At 40.7% G+C, this 24,382-nt stretch carries 12 protein-coding genes and 1 pseudogene; 6 read left to right on the plus strand and 7 right to left on the minus strand.

The features are described from left to right. The first annotated feature begins 53 nt into the window (after positions 1-53). The 3 genes from V7K44_RS32540 (at position 54) to V7K44_RS32550 (ending at position 7,391) form a co-directional block, all read left to right on the plus strand. Positions 54-590 (plus strand): nucleotidyltransferase family protein, encoded by a 537-nt coding sequence (locus V7K44_RS32540; protein WP_334938136.1) that lies wholly within the window; start codon positions 54-56, stop codon positions 588-590. 184 nt (positions 591-774) lie between these two features. Then, positions 775-6,201, plus strand: a complete 5,427-nt coding sequence (locus tag V7K44_RS32545; RefSeq protein ID WP_334938138.1) for an ATP-binding sensor histidine kinase — start codon at positions 775-777, stop codon at positions 6,199-6,201. Positions 6,202-6,728: 527 nt separating this feature from the next. Further along, positions 6,729-7,391, plus strand: a complete 663-nt coding sequence (locus V7K44_RS32550; protein WP_334938140.1) for a nuclear transport factor 2 family protein — start codon at positions 6,729-6,731, stop codon at positions 7,389-7,391. A gap of 147 nt (positions 7,392-7,538) precedes the next feature. Here the strand turns inward: V7K44_RS32550 and V7K44_RS32555 are convergent, their stop codons facing one another. Beyond that, positions 7,539-7,955: a (2Fe-2S) ferredoxin domain-containing protein gene (locus V7K44_RS32555; protein WP_334938142.1), complete on the minus strand. Its 417-nt coding sequence runs from the start codon at positions 7,953-7,955 to the stop codon at positions 7,539-7,541. A 203-nt stretch (positions 7,956-8,158) separates the two neighbouring features. Between V7K44_RS32555 and V7K44_RS32560 the strand changes: the two genes are divergently transcribed. Both V7K44_RS32560 and V7K44_RS32565 read left to right on the plus strand, forming a co-directional pair. After that, complete coding sequence (locus tag V7K44_RS32560) at positions 8,159-8,551, plus strand: carboxymuconolactone decarboxylase family protein (RefSeq protein ID WP_292728612.1); 393 nt, start codon at positions 8,159-8,161, stop codon at positions 8,549-8,551. Positions 8,552-8,606: 55 nt separating this feature from the next. Further along, positions 8,607-9,422 (plus strand): alpha/beta fold hydrolase, encoded by an 816-nt coding sequence (locus V7K44_RS32565; protein WP_334938144.1) that lies wholly within the window; start codon positions 8,607-8,609, stop codon positions 9,420-9,422. Positions 9,423-9,431: 9 nt separating this feature from the next. Here the strand turns inward: V7K44_RS32565 and V7K44_RS32570 are convergent, their stop codons facing one another. The 6 genes and pseudogenes from V7K44_RS32570 to V7K44_RS32595 all read right to left on the minus strand — a co-directional run. Continuing rightward, a complete protein-coding gene (locus V7K44_RS32570; RefSeq protein ID WP_334938146.1) occupies positions 9,432-10,994 on the minus strand; it encodes a hydantoinase B/oxoprolinase family protein in 1,563 nt (520 codons plus the stop codon). A 116-nt stretch (positions 10,995-11,110) separates the two neighbouring features. Continuing rightward, positions 11,111-11,926, minus strand: coding sequence for a TrmH family RNA methyltransferase (locus V7K44_RS32575; RefSeq protein ID WP_334938148.1), 816 nt, complete (start codon positions 11,924-11,926; stop codon positions 11,111-11,113). Positions 11,927-12,185: 259 nt separating this feature from the next. Further along, a complete protein-coding gene (locus V7K44_RS32580) occupies positions 12,186-14,279 on the minus strand; it encodes a hydantoinase/oxoprolinase family protein (RefSeq protein ID WP_334938150.1) in 2,094 nt (697 codons plus the stop codon). A gap of 59 nt (positions 14,280-14,338) precedes the next feature. Further along, positions 14,339-17,497 carry a leucine-rich repeat domain-containing protein gene (locus V7K44_RS32585; protein WP_334938152.1) on the minus strand — a complete coding sequence of 1,053 codons (3,159 nt, stop codon included), beginning with the start codon at positions 17,495-17,497 and terminating at the stop codon, positions 14,339-14,341. Between the two features lie 155 nt (positions 17,498-17,652). Then, positions 17,653-20,463, minus strand: a complete 2,811-nt coding sequence (locus V7K44_RS32590; protein ID WP_334938154.1) for an ATP-binding protein — start codon at positions 20,461-20,463, stop codon at positions 17,653-17,655. A 507-nt stretch (positions 20,464-20,970) separates the two neighbouring features. Next, a pseudogene (locus V7K44_RS32595) lies at positions 20,971-21,547 on the minus strand (beta-phosphoglucomutase); the annotation flags it as partial. A gap of 194 nt (positions 21,548-21,741) precedes the next feature. Here V7K44_RS32595 and V7K44_RS32600 point away from each other — a divergent pair. Next, entirely contained in the window at positions 21,742-24,378 is a 2,637-nt protein-coding gene (locus V7K44_RS32600) for a sensor histidine kinase (RefSeq protein WP_334938156.1), read from the plus strand. Positions 24,379-24,382 lie beyond the last annotated feature (4 nt).

Genomic DNA, 24,382 nt, shown 5'->3' on the forward strand with positions numbered 1-24,382 from the left:
AAATGTGAATGATAATATTTTCACCTTATACTTGACAATCCCAGAAATTTGATATGAATAGTAACACTCGCCTACAGATGATTTTAGCTGATACACGTATTAATACAGTATTACCTGCGATCGCTCAACTAAATCTACCTAACTGGTGGTTAGCCGGGGGTGCAGTCCGAAACACCGTTTGGTCTTCAATTTTTGGTAATGACTGTGGGTTAGGTATTAAAGATTTTGATATTGCATTCTTTGATATAGAGGGGAACCGTTCTCAAGAAATAGCAGCAAAGGCGACTCTCACAGAACAATTTCCTGATGACGAGTTTGATGTCAAAAATCAAGCCAGTTTTGCTCGTTGGCGTCTTGGTAGCAGACCTTATACTAGTACAGAGGATGGCATCACGGATTGGCTGCACACCGCTACTGCTGTGGGAGTTCGACTAAATGCTCAAAGACAATGGCAATTTTTTACACCCTACGGGTTAGATGACCTATTTGGCGGCATTATTCGACCTACGCCAACGCATACTCATAATTTGGATGCCCATAATAAGGCATCTGGATTTTTACAGAAGTGTCCTTATCTGCGGTTGGCCTAAAAGTTACAGTCAGATTTTAGCCGTTAGTTTCCGTTACCAGGAAATAATCGCTTTTTAATTTACAACCCTTTAATACTGAAGCGCAATGTTAATAATTTTCTACGTACTGGGAATATTAAACTAGAATCTCTTTCACGATAGAACAGGGATGATGCTAATTTTATAACTTTATAATCAAAAATCAATGCCAAATCTTACTGGATACCAAATCAACTCGACTCTCCACGAAGGAATCCAAACAATTATTTATCAAGCACAAACGCCAAAGACGCAACAGCGAGTTATCCTCAAGTTACTTAAAAATGAATGTCCGACCCTTGAAGCCTTTACTCGCCTTAAAAATGAGTATCAAATTCAGCAAGGTTTAGACCATCCCAATATAGTTAAAGCTATCAGTCTAGAAACCTTTGAAAACCGTGTGGGATTATTGTTAGAAGACTTTGGTGGTCAGTCTTTATCTCAACTGCTCCAAACAAAAAAACTTGACTTAATTAACCATTTAAAAATTGCTATTCAACTGACTCAAGCTTTAGATTATTTGCACAAACACCAGATTATTCATAAAGATATCAAACCCAATAATATCATAATTAACTCCCAGACAGGTATTGTTAAACTCACCGACTTTGGTATAGCCTCCCTTCTCAATAAAGAAAATCCTCAATTTAATAACCCTAACTGCGTTGAAGGCACACTTGCCTATATGTCTCCTGAACAAACTGGAAGAATGAATCGCATTCTTGATTATCGTACTGACTTTTATTCCCTTGGTGTGACTTTATATGAAATGCTCACTGATAAAACACCATTTGTTAGCCAAGACCCCCTAGAAGTAGTTTATAGTCACATTGCAGTTCAAGCGAGAAACCCACAATCATTAAATTCACAAGTTCCTACCGCCATCTCTGAAATTGTGATGAAGCTGATGGCAAAAAATGCGGAAGACAGATATCAAAGTGCTACAGGATTATTAGCAGATTTAGAATCATGTCTCAAGCAGTTAGAAACTAAGGGAATCATTACTGATTTTGTTCCAGGTCGTTTGGATATATTGAGCCAGTTATTAATTCCTCAAAAATTATATGGTCGTAAAGAACAAGTTAATGAACTTTTAGCTGCATTTGAGCGAGTTTCATCTGGAACTAGTGAAATGATGCTAGTTTCTGGTTATTCTGGGATTGGCAAATCAGTTCTAGTCAACGAAGTTAATAAACCGATTACTCGCAGACAAGGGTACTTTATATCTGGTAAATTTGACCAGTTAAAACGGAATATACCTTATGCTTCTTTAATTCAAGCCTTTGCATATTTAATGCGGTATTTGCTGACCGAGAATAATGAAAAAATAGAAGTATGGCGTAGTAAAATATTATTAGCTTTAGGGACAAATGGAAAAGTTATTACTGACGTAATTCCAGAAGTAGAATTAATCATCGGTACACAGCCGGAAGTTACCCAAATTGGTGCAACAGAATCACAAAATCGCTTCAATCATGTTTTTAAAGAATTTATCCAAGTTTTTACTCAAAAAGAACACCCATTAGTCATATTTTTAGATGATTTACAATGGGCAGATTCAGCTACTTTAAATCTAATTCAACTGCTCATAACTGATAGCGATAGCAAATACTTTCTATTTATTGGGGCATATAGAGATAATGAAGTTAGTTCAGCCCATCCTTTAATTCAAAAGATGGAAGAAATTAAAAATAGTGGTACGATTGTTAATAATCTTATATTGCAACCTTTAAATTTAGATAATGTAACTCAGCTAGTTGCCGAAACTCTCCAAGAAACAGAGGTTAAGCAGGATGAAGAAACGAGAGCCTTTAACAAGGAAATTATTAAGCTAGCTGAGTTAATTTGTAACAAAACAGGTGGAAACCCATTTTTCATAACCCAATTAATTCAGGCACTTCATCAAGAAAAACTGTTAAAATTTGACTTTGCTAATGCTAAATGGCAATGGAGTTTAGAGGATATTCAGGCAATTGGAATTACCGATAAAAATGTAGTTGAGTTAGTTGCCAGCCGAGTTGAGAAACTACCAAAGCTTACCCAAGATGTTTTAAAATTAGCAGCTTGCGTAGGCGACAGATTTAGTCTGGATATTTTATCGATAGTCAATGAAAAATCACCTTCTTTGACAGCGAATGATTTACACTCGGCTTTGCAAGCGGGATTAATTCTGCCTTTAAGTGAAGCTTACCGCATTCCTTTAGTTTTTAATCAAGAAGAAGCGGTTAATTTAAATTTCGACACTTCACGGGTGGGTTACAAGTTCTTGCATGATAGAGTACAGCAAGCAGCATATTCCTTAATTCCAGAAGAACTTAAGAAATCTACTCATTTGAGAATTGGGCAATTGCTTCTTCAAAATATACCTAAAGAGGAAATAGAAGCTAATATTTTTGATATCGTCAATCAGTTAAATGTAGGTATTGTTAACCTGATAGAACAATTTGAAAAAACTGAATTGGCACGATTAAATTTAATTGCAGGACGAAAAGCTAAAGCTTCTACAGCTTACGAAGCTGCTCTTAAATACTTCAGAAATGGGATAGAACTTTTAAATATAGATGCTTGGCAAACGGAATATACCTTAACCATTGGTTTATATGAAGGAGCCGCAGAAGCAGCCTATTTGGGTGGTGATTTTGAGCAGATGCAAAAATGGGCTGAGGTGGTGCAGCAAGAAGCCAAAATCCTTTTAGATAAAGTGAAAGTCTATGAAGTACAGATTATCGCTTCTATCATTCAAAGCAAGCAATTGGAAGCTATTCAAACCGCAGTATCAATTCTGCAATTGTTAGGAATAAGTTTTCCAGACGAACCGACATCAACTGATATTAAGCAGGGGATGGATGAAATTGCTACTTCTTTGAAAGGGAAAGCCATTGCAGATTTAATTAATTTACCATTAATGAACGATCCTAACAAGATTGCAGCCATGAGAATCTTAATGGGAGTTCTACCTGCGGCTTTTCAAACTGCTCCGGCAATGATGCCAATTATTGTCTGTAAAATGGTTAATTTGTCTTTAAGGTATGGAAATACGGCTGTATCTGCTTATGGTTATAGTCTTTATGGATTACTTCTTTGTGGAATTCAAGGAGAAATTGATTCTGGCTATGAATTTGGGAAATTAGCTTCACGTCTGGTGTCACAATTTAATGCTGAAGAACTTAAGGCGAAAATTCTGACGGTTGTTAGTGCCCATGTTATGCATTGGAAAGAGCATATTAGAGAGACATTAACATCATCAATGTCAGGATATTCTAGTGGTCTGGAGACTGGAGATTTAGAATATGCTGGTTATTGTGGTTACATTTATCCCTATCATTCATTTTGGCTTGGTAAAGAACTTTGGGTTCTAGAAAAAGAACTGATAGCTTATTGTGATTCGCTGAAAAAAATCAATCAACAAGTAGCTTTCACTTGGAACTCAGTGTATTTGCAAACAGTTATGAACTTGAAAGGAAATTTTGAAAATGCGGACTGTTTAATTGGAGAAGCCTACAACGAGCAAAGTATGCTCCCAATTCATCAGCAAGTAAATGATCTTTACACAATTAACCATTTATTTGTTAATAAGCTAATGCTCTCTTACATATTTGGAGAGTATTTTAAAGCTGTAGAAAATGCTGCGATCGCAGAAAAATCTTTAGGTGGTGTTACAGGTTTGTTTGTTGTCCCAGTGTTTTATTTCTACGATTCTTTAGCCCACTTGGCAATATATCATACTGCTAAAGAGTCTGAGAAGCAAGCTATTCTAAAAAAAGTTCAAGCTAATCAGGAAAAGATGGAACTCTGGGCTACTCATGCTCCCACCAATCACTTACACAGATTTTATCTCGTGGAGGCAGAACGGTGTCAGGTTTTGGGTCAAAAGCTAGAAGCAATGGACTATTATGAAAACTCGATTGCCAAATCTCAAGCAAACGGTTTTCTCCAAGAAGAAGCTTTAGCCTATGAGTTAGCTGGAAAATTCTATCAATCTTTAGGTAAAGAATTAATTCATCAAACTTATATAACTAAAGCCTATTATGCCTATATTCGTTGGGGTGCGATCGCTAAACTTAAACACTTAGAATCAAAGTATATTTTCCTGGTAGGACAAACTACTACTATAGAGAACACTAGTTCAAAAATTGATACAACTCATATTACAACAAACACTACTACTAATAACAGCTTGAGCGATTTTCTAGATTTTAATGCATTCATCAAGTTTTCACAAGCAATTACCAATGAAATTGTTTTAGAAAATTTATTGGGTAAGCTGATCAAAATTTTACTAGAAAACGCTGCTGCACAAAAAGCAGTACTACTCCTACTTAAAGATAATCACTTATATATTGAAGCTTCGGGAAATGCTACTAACGATGTGGTGACAGTTTTACACTCTATTCCTGTTGAAAACTATCAGGACTTACCGCTCTCTGTGATTAATTATGTTCTCCGAACTCAGCAATATCTTGTATTAAATGATTCAACAACTACAGAACCTTTTAACTTTGATATCTATATTCAAAAATCTCAAACAAAATCAATATTTTGTTTGCCCATTATGTATCAATCACATCTTACTGGTATTATTTATTTAGAGAATCAGTTATCATCAGGGGCTTTTGTTCTAGAAAGGGTAGAGATATTAAAAGTCTTAGTTTCTCAAATGGCTATTGCTATAGAAAATGCCAGCTTATACACAAAAGCGCAAGACAAATCTAAGGAATTAGAACAATCGATAAAAGATTTACAAGAGGCGCAACTACAACTAATCCAAAGTGAAAAAATGTCTTCTCTAGGAAATTTAGTTGCAGGCGTAGCACACGAAATAAACAACCCCATTGGTTTTATTACAGGTAGTATTGCCCAAGCAAAAGATATTGTTAAAGATTTAATAGACTATCTGCAACTGTACCGAGAACAATTCCCCAATCCTGGCGCTGAAATTGAAGAAAAAGCCGAAGAGATAGATATAAATTTTCTGATAAAAGATTTACCTAAAATGATTGATGGTATGACAGTGGGAACACAGCGCATTCGTAATATTAGTACCTCTCTCCGCACGTTTTCTCGTGCTGATACTACCTCTAAAGTATTAGCTAATATTCATGAAGGCATTGATAGTACTTTGCTGATTTTACAACATCGTCTGAAAGCCGATCGTAATCGTCCTGCCATTTACATTATTAAAAAATATGCAGATATCCCATCAGTAAAATGCTATTTGGGACAATTAAATCAAGTGTTTATGAATATTATTGCAAATGCAATTGATGCTTTAGAAGAAGCAAATATAGGACGTGATTTTTTAGAAATTCAAGAAACATATCCTAATATTATTACGATTGAAACTAATCTACAAGTAGATAATGAAAATGTAGTAATTAAGATTCAAGATAATGCCAAAGGAATGCCTGAAGAAGTTAAATCCTGTATTTTTGAGAATTTATTTACTACCAAATGCGTAGGAAAAGGTACGGGATTAGGATTATCTATTAGTCGGCAAATAATAGTTGAAAATCATGGTGGAAATTTGATTTGTGAATCAGTTTTGGGAAAAGGAACACAATTTATAATTTCTATTCCTATTTTGGGAGAATAAAGGATTTTTGATAGTTGTAGCCGGATTCTCGACTTTTCAAATAAGTTGAGAGGGAGCATCCCAATGAATGCAAATTTACCAAATTAGAATTAGTCATTGCGAATGGAGCGTTCGCAATGACAAAATATGTTTTTACACATTTGGGATGCTTCCAGTTGAGAATTTTATCATGAATCTTTTAGGATTGCTAGAGTAATTCTATTTAGTTTTTTATAATTGGTAGAATTAATTTCATTTTACTGTTAATCAAACTATGTAAGTGGTAACTTTATTACTTAATCAAATCAACACAAACTTAGTTGCAATTAACACTTGTAACTTATTAATTAACTGTTATAACTAATTGTATACATCAAATCTTGTACATAGATACTAGAAAATACATTTTCTAGCGGGTATAAAACGTAATTGCTAGCGAAGTCTGCAAGCATTTAGTCAGTTTTTATGAGCTAAATTTATTAGCTCAAACTTTAGTTTTTGGTAAAGTACAAGATGCGAAAATCGTAAATAATTAAGGGAGTCATCTTGTGGAAAAGAGAAGAGAAAATAGGGGAATAGTTTCCAAGGCTATTTCGTTTCTGTTAAATCGTATAACTTTGATTGTGCTTGCAGTCACTCTTGTGCTGTTTGTTGGAGGTAAGTTTGAGGTAGCAAGTGCAGCTCAACCTAACACAGAACTAGAAATTCAAAAATTAACATCCTGTTACGCTCTGGGAACTGACGCCATTGGTAGAGGAAATCTCCAAGAAGGAAAGAATATTTATCGGGATTGTTTTACTCAAGATGCAGTTCTCACTGCCATTTTTCCTGATGGGGCAACTCAAACAAATTATGGGACAGATTCTTGGGCAGATTTTGTTTACTCAGTATTTCAAGGAAATGGTTATACAGCTACTCAACACTTGATGGGTACAATAAACATTTCAGTTCAAAATAATCAAGCAACGATGACTTCTTACCTCCATGCGACTCACAAACGCTCGGAAACCAGCATTGATGTTGCTAATGGCACTTATGAAGATCAAGTCGTCAACAGAAATGGGCGCTGGAAAATTCGTAATCGTACCCTTAAACTGATTGATTTCTTGAATCTTAGTTCGCCAACTACTGCTTCTTCAAGCACTAATGCCCGAAGTGCTAATTCCTCAGCTACCTTTGTAAGACCAAATATACCTCGTTTAAAAGAATAATTTTTTAGATTGGAATAACACTAATACGGGTTGGATAAGTATTCTTTACCTCCCTGATGACCTGAAAAAAGGGGTGAATTAAAATATTCACCCCCTTTTTATTTGCCACTTGAGCAAAATATAGTGCAAGATAAACAACCTTTGCAGTCAGTCTTTATTCTGTTTGATATATGAATAGAGAAGTTCGCGATCGCTCCGAGCATTGACAATTAAACATGGGCTATTCCCGTGACTTCCATTACTTACAATAACTACAGTAATACCCATCCGTGGACAAACTCCTAAACAACTGCTGCTAACTACCCGAAATTCACCCCATAATCCCTCAAACTTTAAACGAGATTTCAACCAATTCTCTAAGTCTTCGGAAGCGGTTGAGCCTGACTGCTCGTTTGCACATTGCGAACACACAAGCACCAAACCAGACTCCCATCGGGGAGAAACAGTTGGAATAGAAGGTTCTAATCGAGTATTTATTAGATGCGATGGTTGCTGAGAATTGGATGCAGACCTCTTGAGGATACGTTTGAGTAATGCTTTAATACGCTGTAGGAATTTTTTCATGGACTACCCTACCTATTTCTCTGACAAGATAGTGTAAATTTCCTGTTTAGTCTGTTCTAGTAGATCGCCCAAGAAATGCTAGTCTATGCCAAGTCGTTTGTAGACAGGATGTCAAAGGGACATGATATTACTATCTTTAATTGCAACTCAGTATTACAATCTAAGGGTTCCCACTCGCTGGGGAAACTATATGGAATTAAAACATGACTAAGCTGATCGAATACGAAGAAGCCAGCGACGAAGTACGTGCAGTGTATGACGACATCCGCGTTACACGTCAGAATGACTACATCAATAACTTCTGGAAAGCCATAGCCAACCATCCTCCTACTCTGCAACGAACGTGGCAAACGTTAAAGGAAGTGATGGTTAGCCCTGGTGAGATCGATCCACTGATGCGCGAATTGATTTATATTGCCGTGAGTGCGACGAATGGCTGTGAGTATTGCATCGCCTCGCACACAGCGGCAGCGCGTGCCAAGGGTATGAATGATACTATGTTCGGGGAACTAATGGCGATCGCAGCTACTGCCAATATGACCAATCGCCTCGCCAACGGCTATCAGATTCCGGTGGACGAGAAATTTAAAACGTAGGAGTTGAGCCTTGTCTATCGCTGTTTAAAAATAAGGTTTAGCAAAATTATTTACTATGCCCAAGGTTCAGATTAACGGGATTGATTTGTTCTACGACATTAAGGGAACGGGTGAGCCTTTACTATTAATAGCTGGCTTCCTTTGCGATCATGCTTATTGGTCGCTGATTATGCCATCGCTGGTTTCGCAGTATCAAGTCATTCGCCTGGATAACCGAGGTATGGGGAGAAGTTCTGCTCCCGAAAATCCCTATAGTCTGAAACAGATGGCTGGTGACGTTGCAGCATTGCTCGATCGCATCGGCATCGATCGGGTGCATCTAGCAGGTCATTCAATGGGTAGTCAGATAGCCCAAGAGTTAGTATTAGCACACCCTGAAAAGGTAAAAAGTCTGATGCTACTTTCATCTGTGGCAAAAGGTGATGCATTATTCAACAGCATCATCGAGACTTGGGGCGAACTTCCTAGTAATGTAGACCTGAAACTTTATGAAAAAGTCGTTTTGCCCTGGATATTTACAGATGCATTCTACTCAATTCCTGGAATGATCGAAGGTCTGATTGAATTTGCGATCAGATATCCTTTCCCGCCTGCAACTTATTCACTCTATCATCACAGCCAAGCCATCCTTAACAGTGATACAACAGGCCGCCTCAAACAAATTTATTGTCCTACCTTAGTTATGGTTGGTAAACAAGATATTCTCACTCCGCTAAAGTTTTCTCAGCAACTTGCTCAAGGTATTCCCAATGCTGAACTTGTAGTCATCGAACGTGGTGGTCATGGCTTCTTGATTGAGTCACCGGATGCTGTAGTTTCAGCTATGCTCAATTTTCTAAGGAAGTTGAAGCCAGCTTATAGTAATTTTTGATTATTAAGATTAAGAGAGTTTACCAAAACCACCGCCGCCAGGAGTTTCTATCACAAAAACATCTCCAGTTTTCATCTCTACTGTTGCTGTGCTGTCTAAATTTTCTTCAATTCCATTCTGACGTTGTATCCAGTTGCGGCCTACTTTTCCTGCTTCCCCACCGTTTAATCCAAAGGGAGGAACAACCCGATGACCAGAGAGAATATTAGCTGTCATCGGTTCTAGAAATCGAATGCGGCGGACAACTCCATTACCACCTGAATATTTTCCTTTGCCACCGCTATCAGGGCGAAGACTAAAGCTTTCTAAAAGTACAGGATAACGGGTTTCTAAAACTTCTGGATCGGTCAAGCGGGAGTTAGTCATGTGAGAATGAACGCCATCAGTGCCATCAAAATCAATTCCGGCACCAGAGCCGCCGCAGATAGTTTCATAATATTGATATTGCTCATTACCAAAAGTAAAATTATTCATCGTTCCTTGAGAAGCAGCCATAACACCCAAAGCACCATATAAAGCATCAACAATAGTTTGAGATGTTTCTACATTACCCGCGACTACTGCGGCTGGATAGATTGGGTTGAGCATACAGCCAACCGGGATAATAATTTCTAGAGGATTAAGACACCCGGCATTGAGAGGAATATTATCATCAACTAAAGTACGGAAGACATATAAGACTGCTGCTTGAGTTACGGCTTTGGGAGCATTAAAATTACTATTTAGTTGTAGAGAAGTTCCTGTAAAATCAATGGTAGCACTACGGTTTTCTGGGTGAATCGTTACTTTAACTTGAATTTGTGCTTCATCGTCCATTTTATAAGTAAATGAGCCATTTTTAAGAACTGCGATCGCACGTCTAACAGATTCTTCAGCATTCGCTTGTACAAATTTCATATAAGCTTGAACAGTATCAAGACCGTATTGCAAAACCATTTTACAAAGTTCTTGAACTCCTCGTTTATTGGCGGCAATTTGTGCTTTTAAATCAGCTAGATTTTGGTCAGGGTTCCGAGCCGGATAAGTATGATTTGAGAGGTGCTGTCTGACTGCTGATTCTCGAAAATTTCCTTCTTCAACTAAGAGAAAATTATCGAAAATAATTCCTTCTTCTTCAACTGTGGTACTGTGGGGAGGCATGGAACCGGGAGTAATTCCACCGATATCAGCTTGGTGTCCGCGAGAAGCGACGTAGAATAGGGGAGTAGATGCAGAATTTTCTCCACTTTCTAGAAAAACAGGGGTAATTGCAGTTACGTCAGGAAGATGTGTACCGCCGTTATAGGGATTATTTGATAGATAGACATTTCCCCGTTTTAGGGTGTCGCCTTTATCGTTAATTAAACTGCGGACACTTTCACTCATCGAGCCTAAATGTACGGGAATGTGGGGGGCGTTAGCAACTAGTAATCCAGAAGAGTCAAAAATAGCGCAGGAGAAATCTAGCCTTTCTTTGATATTTACAGATGTGGCCGTGTTTTGTAACACAATTCCCATTTGCTCGGCGATAAATTGATAGAGATTTTTAAAGATTTCTAAGCGAACAGGATCGGGTTGAGATGTTGTGTACATTTTTAATTTCTATTTGTTTAAATTCAATGAATTACTTAACATTTGTTGATATAAGTTGAGTTAAGCAAGTGCAACCCAACACAAAACTTGATTGATGTTGGGTGTCACTTCACATATTATGTTCTCGACCTATAAACCTCATACATTAAAAGGCTACCTGCTACAGCAAGATTGAGGGAGTCAACCGCACCTACCATCGGAATCCGAACAAGATGCTGGCATAAGTCTCGCTGTTCTGGGGTTAGGCCTTGGCGCTCCTCGCCCAGGAAAAGAAGAGTAGAATTGGGATAATTAAACTGATGAAATTCAGACATCCCATCTGGTGAAGCACCAATAACAGGACAGCGGTGGTTCTGTACCCAGTGACGGAGCGCAGAAAAGCTTGTGCGTACAAACTTCTGGTTAAAGAGCGAACCCATAGATGCCCGAATAACATCGGGAGCAAAGGGATCTACGCTATCTTTGATAAAAATAAAGCCAGCACCGCCAACGGCTTCTGATGTGCGAATCAAGGTTCCGAGGTTTCCTGGCGAGCGAACAGTTTCAACAGCCACCCAGCACAAATCAGGTTGTGGCGAGATATCACGTAGTTTGAACCAGCGCTGACGAACAATTGCACCAACTCCAGAAGCACGTTCACTTTGGGAAACACGTCGAAACTGTTCGGGTGTAAGGCTGATGCAAGGAACACCAGAACGCCGAGATTGCCGAACTAGTTTCCGTGCTAAAGGTGCTGTGAGCAGTTTCTCACTAAACGCGATCGCTGAAATGTCAAAATCGTTGTCAATTACTTTTACAAAGTTACGCACACCTTCGATATAGAATAATCCAGAGGCGTCACGATGTGCGCGGTCAAATTGGAGCCTTTTAACTTCGGTTAGCGTAGCCTCGACATCTAACCGTTCATGGCTGGAACTATTAACACCAGCCATCCTCCTTGAGCAGAGCTACTTGGCTCTCTAGATAAAAAACTTGAATTAGCATGAGATATTGCGGAAACTATACCGCAGACATCAACTTTACTGCGATCGATATTAGCACACTTTTATTCTAAGTCAGGTGTATTTAACTTTCTATCTAGACAAAGCTAGCAAATTTCCAAAGGAAGAGAAGATAAATTTAACATTGAAAATCTCCGAATATTTTTCTGAAACTTAGCATTTTCGGCTAATGAGATTAAATCACAAATTTCTATCTAAGACGTTGCAAAATTAAATGATTGCGTTCAGTTAATCTGGCTTCCCAATTAGGTTCAACTACAATCGTACTAATTTTTTCAACAACGATCGCAGGGCCATTAATACTATCTTCTGGTTGTAAATCTTCCCGCCGATAAACAGGAGTATCGTGCCATTTATCGGCAGCAAACATCTTTACTGTCTCAACAGATACAGGGGCTTCATCTAAAGAACGGGTACGAATAATTAAAGGTTCTTCGGGAGTATCCATTTTTTGAATTACTTCCACTGAAGCGGATTCGACAATTAAGGTTTTCTCTAATTGAATAAAACCATAGCGAGATTGATGTTCAGGCTCAAACTCTTGTCGCATCACTACCACATCATCGGCAAAGTTAACTGTCAAGGTAGAGTTAGTCCCCTGATATTTTAAGTTAGTTTTTCGGATTACTTCTACTTGACTCAATGCCTCATCTATTTCACTTATAGCTTGGGTTTCTAAATACTTCATTAACTGCTGTAGTTGAGGGATTAATGCTTGAGTTAAAGGTTGTTCAACTCCTCCTTCTCTAATTGCCCGTATATCAGCTAATCCCATTCCGTAAGCAGAGAGAACGCCAGCATAAGGATGTAGAAATATTTTTTTCATTCCCAAAGTATCGGCAATTAAACAAGCAACTTGCCCACCTGCACCACCAAAACAACAAAGCACATATTGACTGACATCATAACCGCGTTGCAGACTGATTTTTTTAATTGCATTCGCCATATTTTCCACTGCGATCGCAATAAATCCAGCGGCTACTTGTTCGGGAGTACAATCATTTAATGTAGCAGCTTGAATATCTTGGGTTAATTGGGTAAATTTTTGAATAACAATATCTTTATCTAAAGGTAAATTCCCATCAATGCCAAAAACTGAGGGAAAATATTGTGGGTGAATTTTACCTAACATCACATTGGCATCAGTAACCGCTAATGGCCCGCCACGTCGATAACAAGCAGGCCCAGGATTTGAACCAGCAGATTTAGGGCCGACACGATAACTAGAACCATCAAAAAACAGAACTGAACCACCACCAGCAGCAATGGTATTAATTGCTAACACAGGAACTCGCATCCGCGCCCCAGCTATTTCTGAATCTAGTTGTCGTTCATACTCTCCTTTAAAGTGGGCAACATCTGTACTTGTCCCTCCCATATCAAAGGTAATAACTAACTCGAAACCTGCCCTTTTACTAGTTTGCACTGCGCCGACAATACCGCCAGCCGGGCCGCTTATAATACTATCTTTTCCTTGAAATTGTTCGGCTGCGACTAAACCGCCATTAGATTTCATGAACATTAATTTTACTCCGGGTAACTGACTTGCTACTTGGTTGACATAGCGCCGCAGAATAGGAGTTAAATAAGCATCGACTACTGTTGTATCTCCTCGGCTAACCAACTTCATTAAGGGACTAACTTGATGGGATACGGATATCTGCGTAAAGCCGATTTCTTGGGCAAGCTGGGCTATTTGTTGTTCATGATTGGGATAGCGATCGCTGTGCATAAAAATAATAGCACAACTCCGAATTCCTGTATGGTAAACTGCTTGTAAGTCACTTTTGACTTGTTCAATATTTATAGGGATTAATTCATTTCCGTTAGCATCGTAGCGTTCATCTATCTCAATGACCTGCTCATAAAGCATCGTTGGTAAGATTATCTGACGGGCAAAGATATGAGGACGGTTTTGGTAGCCAATTCGCAGCGCATCTTTAAACCCTTTAGTGATGAGAAGAATAATGCGATCGCCTTTCCTCTCTAATAACGAATTTGTTGCTACTGTTGTCCCCATTTTTACTACTTCTATCGCTTCAGTAGGAATGGATTCGTTGCCGGAAATACCCATAATATCCCGTATACCTTGGATGGCTGCATCTTGATATTGTTCGGGATTTTCTGAAAGCAGTTTGTAGACTATAATCCATTGCTGATTAGGCAGAGTCACAATTAAAAAACGTTCAGGATGTCTTGAGAGTCTGTCTATAATTGCTTGATTGTTAGTAACAGCAACAATATCTGTGAATGTACCACCGCGATCGGCAAAAACCTTCAACATTACTCTGTTTCCTGTATAATGATAAAAAATTACGAAATAGCTCTAATATCCGTTGTCAATTAATATTCATCTACAAATTGAGGATGAACCCAGAGAAATTCACGGCGTTTGTTTTGCACCCGCACTAAACCACCAAAACTAGGATCTTTTTCTTTCAATAAGGCGTGTAATTCTCGCAAAATCGAGCCTTGAGCGCGGATTGCATCGCCTTCCAAGAAGGAGGCATCGCTCTTGGACTTTCCAGCCAAAGCCATATCACTTCCCTTTAAAGTAGACTCGATGCTTTTCTGTCCTAAATCGAGTTGTTCTTCAATGGCTTTGTAAGTGGTATCATCCAGTATAAATTTGGTTGCTGAACCTGCCACAGGTAAGACTAGGCTTAGGGTTCCGGTCAAAATTCTGAGATAGGGGACTGCCTTGGTGAACCAATCACGCGGCAGGTCTAATTCATAGACTCCCTTTTTCTTGTCGTTGGGATTTAAGGCTGGAAGTGGTTGACGTGCGTGTTCACACCAGAGGGTGAGTTGAAACTTGGCACTCATCCATTTGGGGCGATCGAAAAATTTCGGATCGATAGGCTGAAAGCTGAACAGGCGCGGGCCGTCTTTGGCTTCATCGGTGAGCATCTGCATCAGTTCTGCAAACTGCTGATCGACCTGGCTTAAAATGGTGCGTTGCTCCTGAGATAATACCTGAAAGCGTGCTTGATCTAGGCGATCGTACATAACCAAATCTTTGCGGATGATGTTTAACTCGTCTTTTACAATGTATCGGAACTGCTCAATGCCAATTTCTTGCAATGGAGGTTGAGTAGTGGGTGCGTTATTTAGAAGTCGGTCTATGTTTTGCCATTCGCCACACCCGGAAATGGGACACGGGAATTCATGACGATTTTTCTTTTTGCTTTCAATTAGTTTCTGTACTTCAAACAGTCCGTTTCCAGGGACATTCATACCGCAAGTTTCAATGCAGGGAACCATCACATTACAACGCAATCCTTCCCAGAAATTCTCGACTAGCCATTTAATCTCTTCCGTAAGATAGGACAGGAACCTTTCTGGATAAGCTGCTCGCACTGTGATTTTTACATCTGTGCCAATATACTCTAGTAATGCCCGACCGTTGTAGTCGTTGTCAAGCATTAAGCCCCGTTGCCAGTGGATGCTGTCTTCGTAATTTGCCCGTCCCAGTGAGTATTTGTGCAACCGAACAATCAACTGGTAAAATAATCCTTCTGCTACTGCAAACTGTCCGCGATCGTCTACAATGCGGCAGATTTGCATCTGTTGTCTGTCTCCCGCTTCCGGTTGTTCTCCCCAATTAGTAGCGAATTTCTCCGGGCGTGTGTCGGGAACAAGTTGAGCTATAAGGCTGGTATTGCTAGTTTCTGACCGCTCGAATACGACTTTGTAGGATAAATCAAAGCGTTCCATCAGCCGCAGAAAGATTGGATGCAATTTTGAGGGGTAGCCTTCCTCGCCTTCAAACGGCGGATGGCTCCACAACTGACTGAGATACTCAAATTCCACCAAACCGTTGCGTCTGCGTGTCGCTTCATCATCCAGCACGAAACTGATCGCCTTTGCCAGCCAGTCGGGTTTGAGGATGACGATATTGCGTAGTATTGAGTCGTTATGATAATGGATAAAATGCCCTAGTATATGGGAGATGCGAAGGAACAGTTCTGCTTGCTCCTCAGCGATTCCCTCTTTAGCGCAGATGGCAATGACATCATTGTAGGGGAGATAGGCTTTGTCACTTGTCTGTAAGGTTTCCCGCACCCGTTGCCACTTGGCGGGAACGGAACGCCCCATTTCGGGAAGAGATGCAGCGACACCAGCAATAGCATTTTTTAATTCTGCAAGCCCAGTGCAATCCGTCGTATCCTGGTTGGGTTTGCTGTCTATATGGAAGAAATCGATTACCGTATCTTTGCCGAATTGATCGAGAATTTCTTGTCTGTTAATGTCCGGTTGTCGCTGTCCAGGGCCACCGTGCGTTGCAACTATCAACACCTTTGCATCTGGTTCTCGATTTTTGATCAGTGTAATCCACTCTTTGACAAAGCCTTGCTGGGGGCCTTCCCGTGGTTTCCAGATAACCAGATACACAGCTGGCGCACTGAAAAACAACTGGTGCGTTGGTCGATAAACCCGTTGACCGCCAAAATCCCAACCATTGAGTGATATCTTTGTGCCACTATCGGGATTGGTGACGATTACAGGCTTAATCTCAATTCCGTGAGTTGTGGGGCGACCATCTACCCATTCATCTCCTCGCAATGCACCTAACAGACAACTCTTGCCCACTTCACCCTCGCCAATTAGGATCAGTTTGGCTTCATTCAGAGTTATTTGTGCTTCTGCCTTTGCCCGCAGGTATTGGAAGACTGCTTCAGTGCCTTGTTCGTAGGCAGCAGCAAGGTCAGGGTTAAGAGGGTTGTTCCGGAGGTAAAGCACTTGCAACTGAGTCAGGGATGCGATTGCTTTTGGCAGTTGGGTCAGTTGGTTGTTTTCAAGGTTAAGCTTTTGCAACTGAGTCAGGGATGCGATCGCTTCTGGCAGTTCGGTCAGTTGGTTGTCGGAGAGGAAAAGCGTTTGCAACCCAGTCAGGAATGTGATCTTTTTTGGCAGTTCAATCAGTTGGTTGTTGTTGAGGTAAAGCTTTTGCAACCCAGTCAGGGATGCGATCGCTTCTGGCAGTTCGATCAGTTGGTTGTTGTCGAGGTCAAGCACTTGCAACCCAGTCAAGGATGCGATCGCTTCTGGCAGTTGAGTCAGTTGGTTGTTCTGGAGGAAAAGCTGTTGCAACCCAGTCAGGGATGCGATCGCTTCTGGCAGTTCGATCAGTTGGTTGTTCCGGAGGTAAAGCCGTTGCAACCCAGTCAAGGATGCGATCACTTCTGGCAGTTCGGTCAGTTGGTTGTTGTCGAGGTCAAGCTTTTGCAACCCAGTCAGGGATGCGATCGCTTCTGGCAGTTCGGTCAGTTGGTTATTGTGGAGGTCAAGTAGTTGCAACCCAGTCAAAGATGCGATCGCTTCTGGCAGTTCGGTCAGTTGGTTATTGTCAAGGTCAAGCTCTTGCAATCCAGTCAGGGATGCGATCGCCTCTGGCAGCTCGGTAAGTTCCATGTTGCTGAGATCGAGTTCTATTGCTCCCTCTTGCCGTGCCTGTTCAATACGCTGCTCTGCTTCCCAATAAGCTCTATCTCTTGCCATGACCAAATCCTTTTTCTCACTACCAAAATTGCAGTAATAGCCAGACTTTTTCTAGGTAACAGCCTATACAGGCGGTTTAGCGAGAAAATCTCAGCCTAACATTCTAGCAACGCTAAGGGTGAAAACTTAACCACGTCAAATAATAATATTGACAATTAGATAACTTGCTGATTTAACGGAATTACAATTACAAATTCTGTCCCCTTTCCAGGAGCAGAAATACATTGTAATTTTCCCTGATGCTTTTGGGTGATAATCTGATGACTAATAGATAAACCTAACCCAGTACCTTTATTAACTGGTTTAGTCGTAAAAAATGGTTCAAATAATCGTTTTTGTACCTTTTCGGGAATGCCTATACCATTGTCGCCAATGCAAATAACTACCTGATCTTCGCTAGTGAGTTTAGTCTGAATGCTTATCTGGGGAGTAGAAAGCGCTTTTTCCCCTACTTCCCACTCACCATTTTCTACTGCCTCTTCTAAAGCATCGATCGCATTTGCGATAAGATTCATAAATACTTGATTGATTTGTCCAGCATAACATCCTACTAATGGCAAGTCGCCGTACTCTTTAATCACCTCAATTGTTTGATTGTTAGATTTAGGTTTGAGGCGATGTTCTAAAATCATCAATGTATTATCTATACCCTCATGGATATTCACAGCTTTCATCTCTGTGTCATCTAACCGAGAAAAGTTTCGCAGAGATAAAACAATTTCTGTGATTCGTTCTGCGCCAACTGTCATAGAAGTGAGCAAGTTGGGCAAGTCTGCAATCAAGAAATCTAAGTCGATCGCTTCTGTTTCTTGTTGAATTTCCTTTGCTGGATTAGGATAATTTTTCTGGTATAGTTGCAGCAATCTTAATAAATCTTGGATATATTGATTGGCATAGCCGACATTGCCATAAATAAAATTGATTGGGTTATTGATTTCGTGCGCTACACCTGCTACTAACTGCCCCAAACTTGACATTTTTTCACTATGCACCAGTTGAGATACTAGCTGCTTGGCCTCTTGGCGCAATTGTGCTTCTGAGTATCGCAATATCTGTTCTGCTTGTTTGCGCTGGGTAATGTCGTGGAGAATAACAACATACTCCTGAAAATCCTGATGCGGTCGGTCTGAAATGGAAACTTCCAGAGTTTTGTTTTTCCCATTACCGATTAAAATTTGTTCGCTACGCTTTGTCCACTGCTCTGGATAGGAGACTAATGCAGGTAGCCATTTGTTGAGGTGATTTCCTGGCAACTCAGATGGGTTGACACCAAAAAACGATTCGGTGGCTGGGTTAGCTTGCTGGATAATGCCTTGATTATCTACAACTAAAATACCATCTTGGGCGACAGTAAACAAGTGTTCGGCAGCTTCTCTTGCTTCTGCGATCGCTACTACTTGCGGTAAACTTGTCCAACAAGCGATCGCTACTCCCACAAATGCCACGCTCATCAGTAGCACCACAAATATATTCTCACCGCCCGCAGTTGCCACTTTATTAAGTTTGACACCAAATAACCAGCCAACTCCCACGGCGCTGCACAGTAAAAAAATCAGGATGCTCACCTGAAGAATTACTGAATCTTTAATGATTACTACAGGGCGTGTGCGATATCGCCGCATCCACCAATCAGGATGGAATGCAGGGAAATCCACACGGCGAATTACCGCATCTATTCCCATAACACTAATGGGAAATAATAGCCCAATTAACAAGTTGAGCCAACCCCAAGCAAATCCGCCCACGAAGAGCACCACAACTTCTAACAGCAGAATGCCCAGAGATATGCGAGGAAATAAAACTTCTGGGCGATCGCGCCGGAGCCAAAGCCCCAAATGCAGTAACATAAAGGAGACAAACCAACCGATGTTACCAACAGCGACGATTCGCGCTACATCTCCCCAAATCAGATAGATTAAGCACAACACCAGTGTCAACGTCAATGCTGGGACAAACACACCCCGACGTGAGACAACAGAAAATACTGGTGAAATGTGGTTATCTAAAGCCAGTTGATACAAAATTCGTGGGCAATTAGAAACTACCGTTGCCGAACCTAAAAGACTTGCAGCTACTAACAAAAAAGAAACACTTACACCAGCAAATCTTCCCCAAAAGGGCAGGGAAGCTGCCACAAGATTTAGGAAAGCATTGTCTTTTAGGTCGGGATTTGTCGCCAACCGCATTACTACCCAAGACCCTCCCAAAAAGATGGGTGGCATCATCCAGGCGGCAATGTCTAGAAACCGCAGTGTTTGAGTGGGGTTGCGGCTATCGGCAACAAATGAAGAAGCTGTTTCACAGCTGTAGGTTGCGTAAGTGACGAAAAAGAACCACTTTGCCCAATCCACGAAGCTCAAAGATGACCAACTGCTAGGAAAAAACCCAGGACTAACAGGAGAAAACGCCAACCAGCCAAGACCTTGCACGCAGAAGGTCATTAGCAATCCAAAGGCTGGAATGACAAAAAACAAATGTAAAATACTCAGGGCGCGAGTCCCACTAAACGCCACGATAAAAGGTAACAGTGTAAAGCTAATATCCAGAAATATGTCTGGACAGGCAATACCCAGCGCCTCCAAATTTACTTTAATTAAATCTCTGAGTACGATTGTATTCACTGACAGGTAAGAAACCCAATTGAGGAGGTATCCAATTGCTGCATAACGAGCTAGTCCTGGGTAGTTTTGCAGTAGCTTGGTAGCATAGTTAGGTGTTCCTCCAGCTACATTGATGAAATGCATACCTAAACGTTTTACTTGATAATTAAGCAGCATTCCGAAAATTACCGCAGGTATCCAGACAAAGATAGCTTGGGAACCGAGAGCAGCATGAATCGCTGGAACCAATGCTGTCCAAGAAATATGAGCTGTCAAACCAAAGCCCCAACTTTCAACAGCACTCAAGCTTCTAGTTAAGCGAGGGTAAGAAGATTGGCCCAATGTGGAATGAGCAAAATGGGACATGATTGGCAGTGTTGGGTGGGATACTTTAATTAAGCTTATTAGCTAGAGTTCCCATCTCGTAAATCTTCTGAACAAAAACTTTCTGTACTGAATCATACTTAGATGTTAATACATCTATTACTAGATAAAATTCACTTTACAACACCAGTGTTTATTGCTCTCATCCCTCAACCCCTTCTCCCAATTTGGGAGAAGGGGAGCTAATTTCAAAGTCCCTCTACCTTAGGCTACGGTGTACACACAAGTTGTTGACCTGCACCTTAATTGCATTGACTTGCACCTTAATTGCATCGACTTGCACCTTTGTTGCATCCACTTGCAAAAATTAATCTACCCTACGTTACGTAGTAACTTTAAAAGATTTGTGTGTACACCGTAGACCTTGGGAGAGGGATTTAGGGTGAAAGCTCATTGATTCGTGCAAGAAATCACTTAGCTAATTTTCGAGCGTGTATCTGCCAACGCGGGAACTTTAACTTCTGTTTCGGTTCCTAAGTCGAAGTCATACTACTCGTTACGCCATTCCAGGCGAAACTTTAAACGCGTCCAGTTGGGTGGTAGATTGGGACAGGCAACGGGGCCAAATTGAGTCATCCGAATGCCGCCAAACCCGAAAACTACTGCTTGCCATACTCCTCCAGCACTGGCGGCGTGAATTCCTTCGGCTGCGTTCAGTCTCACATCCTCTAAGTCTACCAAAGGCGATCGCAGAAAGTGTGTGTAAGCTTCGGTTGGTTGATTGAGGTCGCAAGCTAAAATAGCGTTAATGGCTGGGCCTGGTGGCTTCAATTCCTAGCAAACCTTGCAGAGATTTGCTGCGCTGTTCGTAATCAGCAAGGTTAACGTCTTCTAGCTGGAAAAAGCTTTCAAATTGCTCAATTCAACCTGCTTCATCAGCTTAATTGACAAATAGACGCTCTTGAATTTCCGCCCAATGGTGCAGACGCTCTGTAGTTAAGTTGAGTTTTTGCACCAGTTGGGCTGAAGTTTCAGGATAAGCTTGTTTGAGCCAATCTCACAGCGCCAAAGCTGACTGCAAATGCCACTGTACCATGAGATTGGTGAAAGCATTATTATCGCGTCTTTGTCTTTATGATGGACGTTAGTCATATTTTGGCTGGTAAAATCTACAGTGCAGTTAAGTAACGTTTTGTTCTTTTACCAGAAGTGGTATATTGGCACTTGACCCGACCGAGTACAAACTATGCATAAGCCCACAGGACAGCAAACTAGAGGTGTTGTACTCAGTAATACAGGACAGGAAGGGAAAGTGGGCAAATGAATAAAAATACTGGGCAAGGTAATGTTTTTTCCCTGTGTAAAGGCGTACCTCTAAGTCGCATTTTGGTAGCGTTGTTTTTGCTGCAAATCTTGCTAGCTGTGGGATTGACTGCATACTTATCAATCGGCAACGGGCAAAAGGCAGTCAACGAGGTAGCTAGCGAATTACGTCATGAAGTTGGCAATCGAGTCGAGCAGAATTTACAGACTTATTTAGCAACGCCGCGTCAGGTACTACGCAGTAATCAAAATTTGATTAACATGGGGTTGCTGAAGATAGAGAATCTGACAACCTGGGAGTCATATTTAATAGAGCAGTTAAAGATTTTTCCCGATGCGTTGGCAATAACTGCAAGCAATGAACAGCAAGAATATCTAGCGGTAGAGAAGATCAACGATCGCCAATCTTTACTCAGAAAAGCCGGAAAGTCAACTGGGTACGACCTCTACACTTACATAATTGACTCTCAAGGTGAACGTACTCAACTACCAGAAGCGATCAAAAACTATGATGCGCGATCGCTTCCTGATTATCTCACAGCAGTTACCGCTAAAAAATTCAGCTTTAGTCAGATTTTTAGTCCCCGCACTGAACCAACACTCTTGATTAGTGCTTCTCTTCCCATCTATAACTCCCAAGGGGTATTACTCGGAGTCAACAGCACTCTCACTGACTTATCACAAATTGGGGATTTGCTGCAAAACATCAAGGTTGGCAAGTCTGGACAGATTTTTATTATGGAGCGATCGGGGCTATTAGTTGCAAGTTCTACAACTGAAGAACCATTCCGTTTCCAAAATGGTAAGCCCATTAGGTTGAAAGCTTCCCAAAGTGGGAATTATTTGACTCAAGCAACTGCTAAATACTTAAAAACTAAATTTAATAACTTTGACCAAATTCAAAGTTTACAACAACTAGATTTTTCTTTTGACGGCAAACGACAATTTTTAGAAGTTAGACCATTACAAGGCGAACCAAATGTCAACTGGTTGATTATCGTGGCTGTCCCAGAAGCAGACTTTATGGGAAAAATTAATCGCAACATTCAAACTACCATTTTTCTCTGCTTGGGAGTGTTGGGACTAGCGATTATATTGGGGATTGTCACCGCCCGGTGGATTACTCAGCCAATTTTGTACTTCAGCACGGCGACAAAAGATTTAACTGACTTTGCCAACAGTGAAGACTCAGTGGTGAAAGTGCAGGGCATTCAAGAACTAGAGGTGCTGGGTGAATCTTTGAATGAGATGGCGCAATATTTACGCAAAACCTTTACTGCACTGATTAGCAAAAATGAAGCTTTAGAACTGCAAGTTAAGCAGCGAACTCAAGAATTACAGCAAGAGATTCAAGAACGCATTAACAGTGAGCAAAAACTGGGGCAGTATTATCAAGTACTCACAGAATTGGCAAATCACAAAGCGATTTTTGAAGGAAATTTAGAAACAGCATTCAAAGTTATCACAGAAAAAGCAGCCAATGCCTTAGAAGTAGAACGAGTGAGTGTGTGGTTATTCAATAGCGAGCGTACGAAGCTACAATGCATAAGTCTCTATGAACGTAGCAATCAGAAACATTCGGCAGGTTTAGAACGCAACCTTGCAGATTATTTAATCTACTTTAGAGCTTTAGTGGCTTCTCGTACCATTGCCGTCTCTGACACTCGTACCGATCCACGGGTACAAGAATTATCGGATAAATTACTCGAACCAAATAATATTGTCTCCCTAATTGATACCAGTCTTTGGGTTGGGGGCAAAATGGTGGGAACAGTATTATCTGAACAAGTTGATATTCCCCGGAAATGGGAACTGAGCGAGCAAAACTTTATTAGCTCAATCGCGGAAATTATCGCCTTAACTTTAGAAGGATGCGATCGCAAACGCGCAGAATCCGCGCTAGGTGAGGCTAAAGAACTCGCCGAAGTCGCAAATCGTGCTAGAAAAACTTTTTTAGGAAACATCAACCACGATCTGAGGACTCCTTTAAACTCAATTTTGGGAATCACAGAGGCACTCAAAGATCAAGTGTACGGCCCTGTAAGTGAAGAACAGCGCCAGTCTTTAAATATCCTCGAATCTAGCGGTAAGAACCTACTAGAATTAATTAACCAAATCCTTGACATTACTGACACCGAATCCAGCAAAATAGAACTGCAACTAGCTGCTACTTCGATTCAGGGAATATGTGACTTCTGCTTGAGTTTTGTCAAAGATTTAGCCTTCCAGAAAAATATCCGGCTGAGGGCACAAATACCTGAAGAACTCGAACCCATCCAAGTCGATGAACGCCGCATTCGCCAAGTATTTATCAACTTATTGACTAACGCGATCAAGTTTACTAAAGAAGGAGGCGAAGTCTGGATTGAAGCCCAGCCAAGTTCCACCAATGAATATATCTTTATCAGTGTGGTAGATACTGGTATTGGGATGCTTTCCGATGACCTTTTTAAATTATTTCAACCTTTTGTGCAAGTTGAAACTGCCTCTAACCATCGTTCTTCGGGAACTGGTTTAGGATTAGTAATGGTGCAAAAAATTGTCGAGTTGCATGGTGGAACTGTCCACGCCGAAAGTCAGTTAGGTAAAGGTAGTCGATTTACTGTGAAGCTTCCTTGCAAAAAGGCAGGATAATCGA

The sequence above is a fragment of the Nostoc sp. genome (assembly GCF_036917235.1).
In the GTDB taxonomy this organism is placed as follows: domain Bacteria; phylum Cyanobacteriota; class Cyanobacteriia; order Cyanobacteriales; family Nostocaceae; genus Nostoc.

Bases quoted from the DNA above. Each gene is read 5' to 3' on its own strand.
- V7K44_RS32540 (WP_334938136.1), top strand. From the start codon at position 54: ATGAATAGTAACACTCGCCTACAGATGATTTTAGCTGATACACGTATT.
- V7K44_RS32545 (WP_334938138.1), top strand. From the start codon at position 775: ATGCCAAATCTTACTGGATACCAAATCAACTCGACTCTCCACGAAGGA.
- V7K44_RS32555 (WP_334938142.1), bottom strand. From the start codon at position 7,955: ATGAAAAAATTCCTACAGCGTATTAAAGCATTACTCAAACGTATCCTC.
- V7K44_RS32560 (WP_292728612.1), top strand. From the start codon at position 8,159: ATGACTAAGCTGATCGAATACGAAGAAGCCAGCGACGAAGTACGTGCA.
- V7K44_RS32565 (WP_334938144.1), top strand. From the start codon at position 8,607: ATGCCCAAGGTTCAGATTAACGGGATTGATTTGTTCTACGACATTAAG.
- V7K44_RS32570 (WP_334938146.1), bottom strand. From the start codon at position 10,994: ATGTACACAACATCTCAACCCGATCCTGTTCGCTTAGAAATCTTTAAA.
- V7K44_RS32575 (WP_334938148.1), bottom strand. From the start codon at position 11,926: ATGGCTGGTGTTAATAGTTCCAGCCATGAACGGTTAGATGTCGAGGCT.
- V7K44_RS32580 (WP_334938150.1), bottom strand. From the start codon at position 14,279: ATGTTGAAGGTTTTTGCCGATCGCGGTGGTACATTCACAGATATTGTT.
- V7K44_RS32585 (WP_334938152.1), bottom strand. From the start codon at position 17,497: ATGGCAAGAGATAGAGCTTATTGGGAAGCAGAGCAGCGTATTGAACAG.
- V7K44_RS32590 (WP_334938154.1), bottom strand. From the start codon at position 20,463: ATGTCCCATTTTGCTCATTCCACATTGGGCCAATCTTCTTACCCTCGC.
- V7K44_RS32600 (WP_334938156.1), top strand. From the start codon at position 21,742: ATGAATAAAAATACTGGGCAAGGTAATGTTTTTTCCCTGTGTAAAGGC.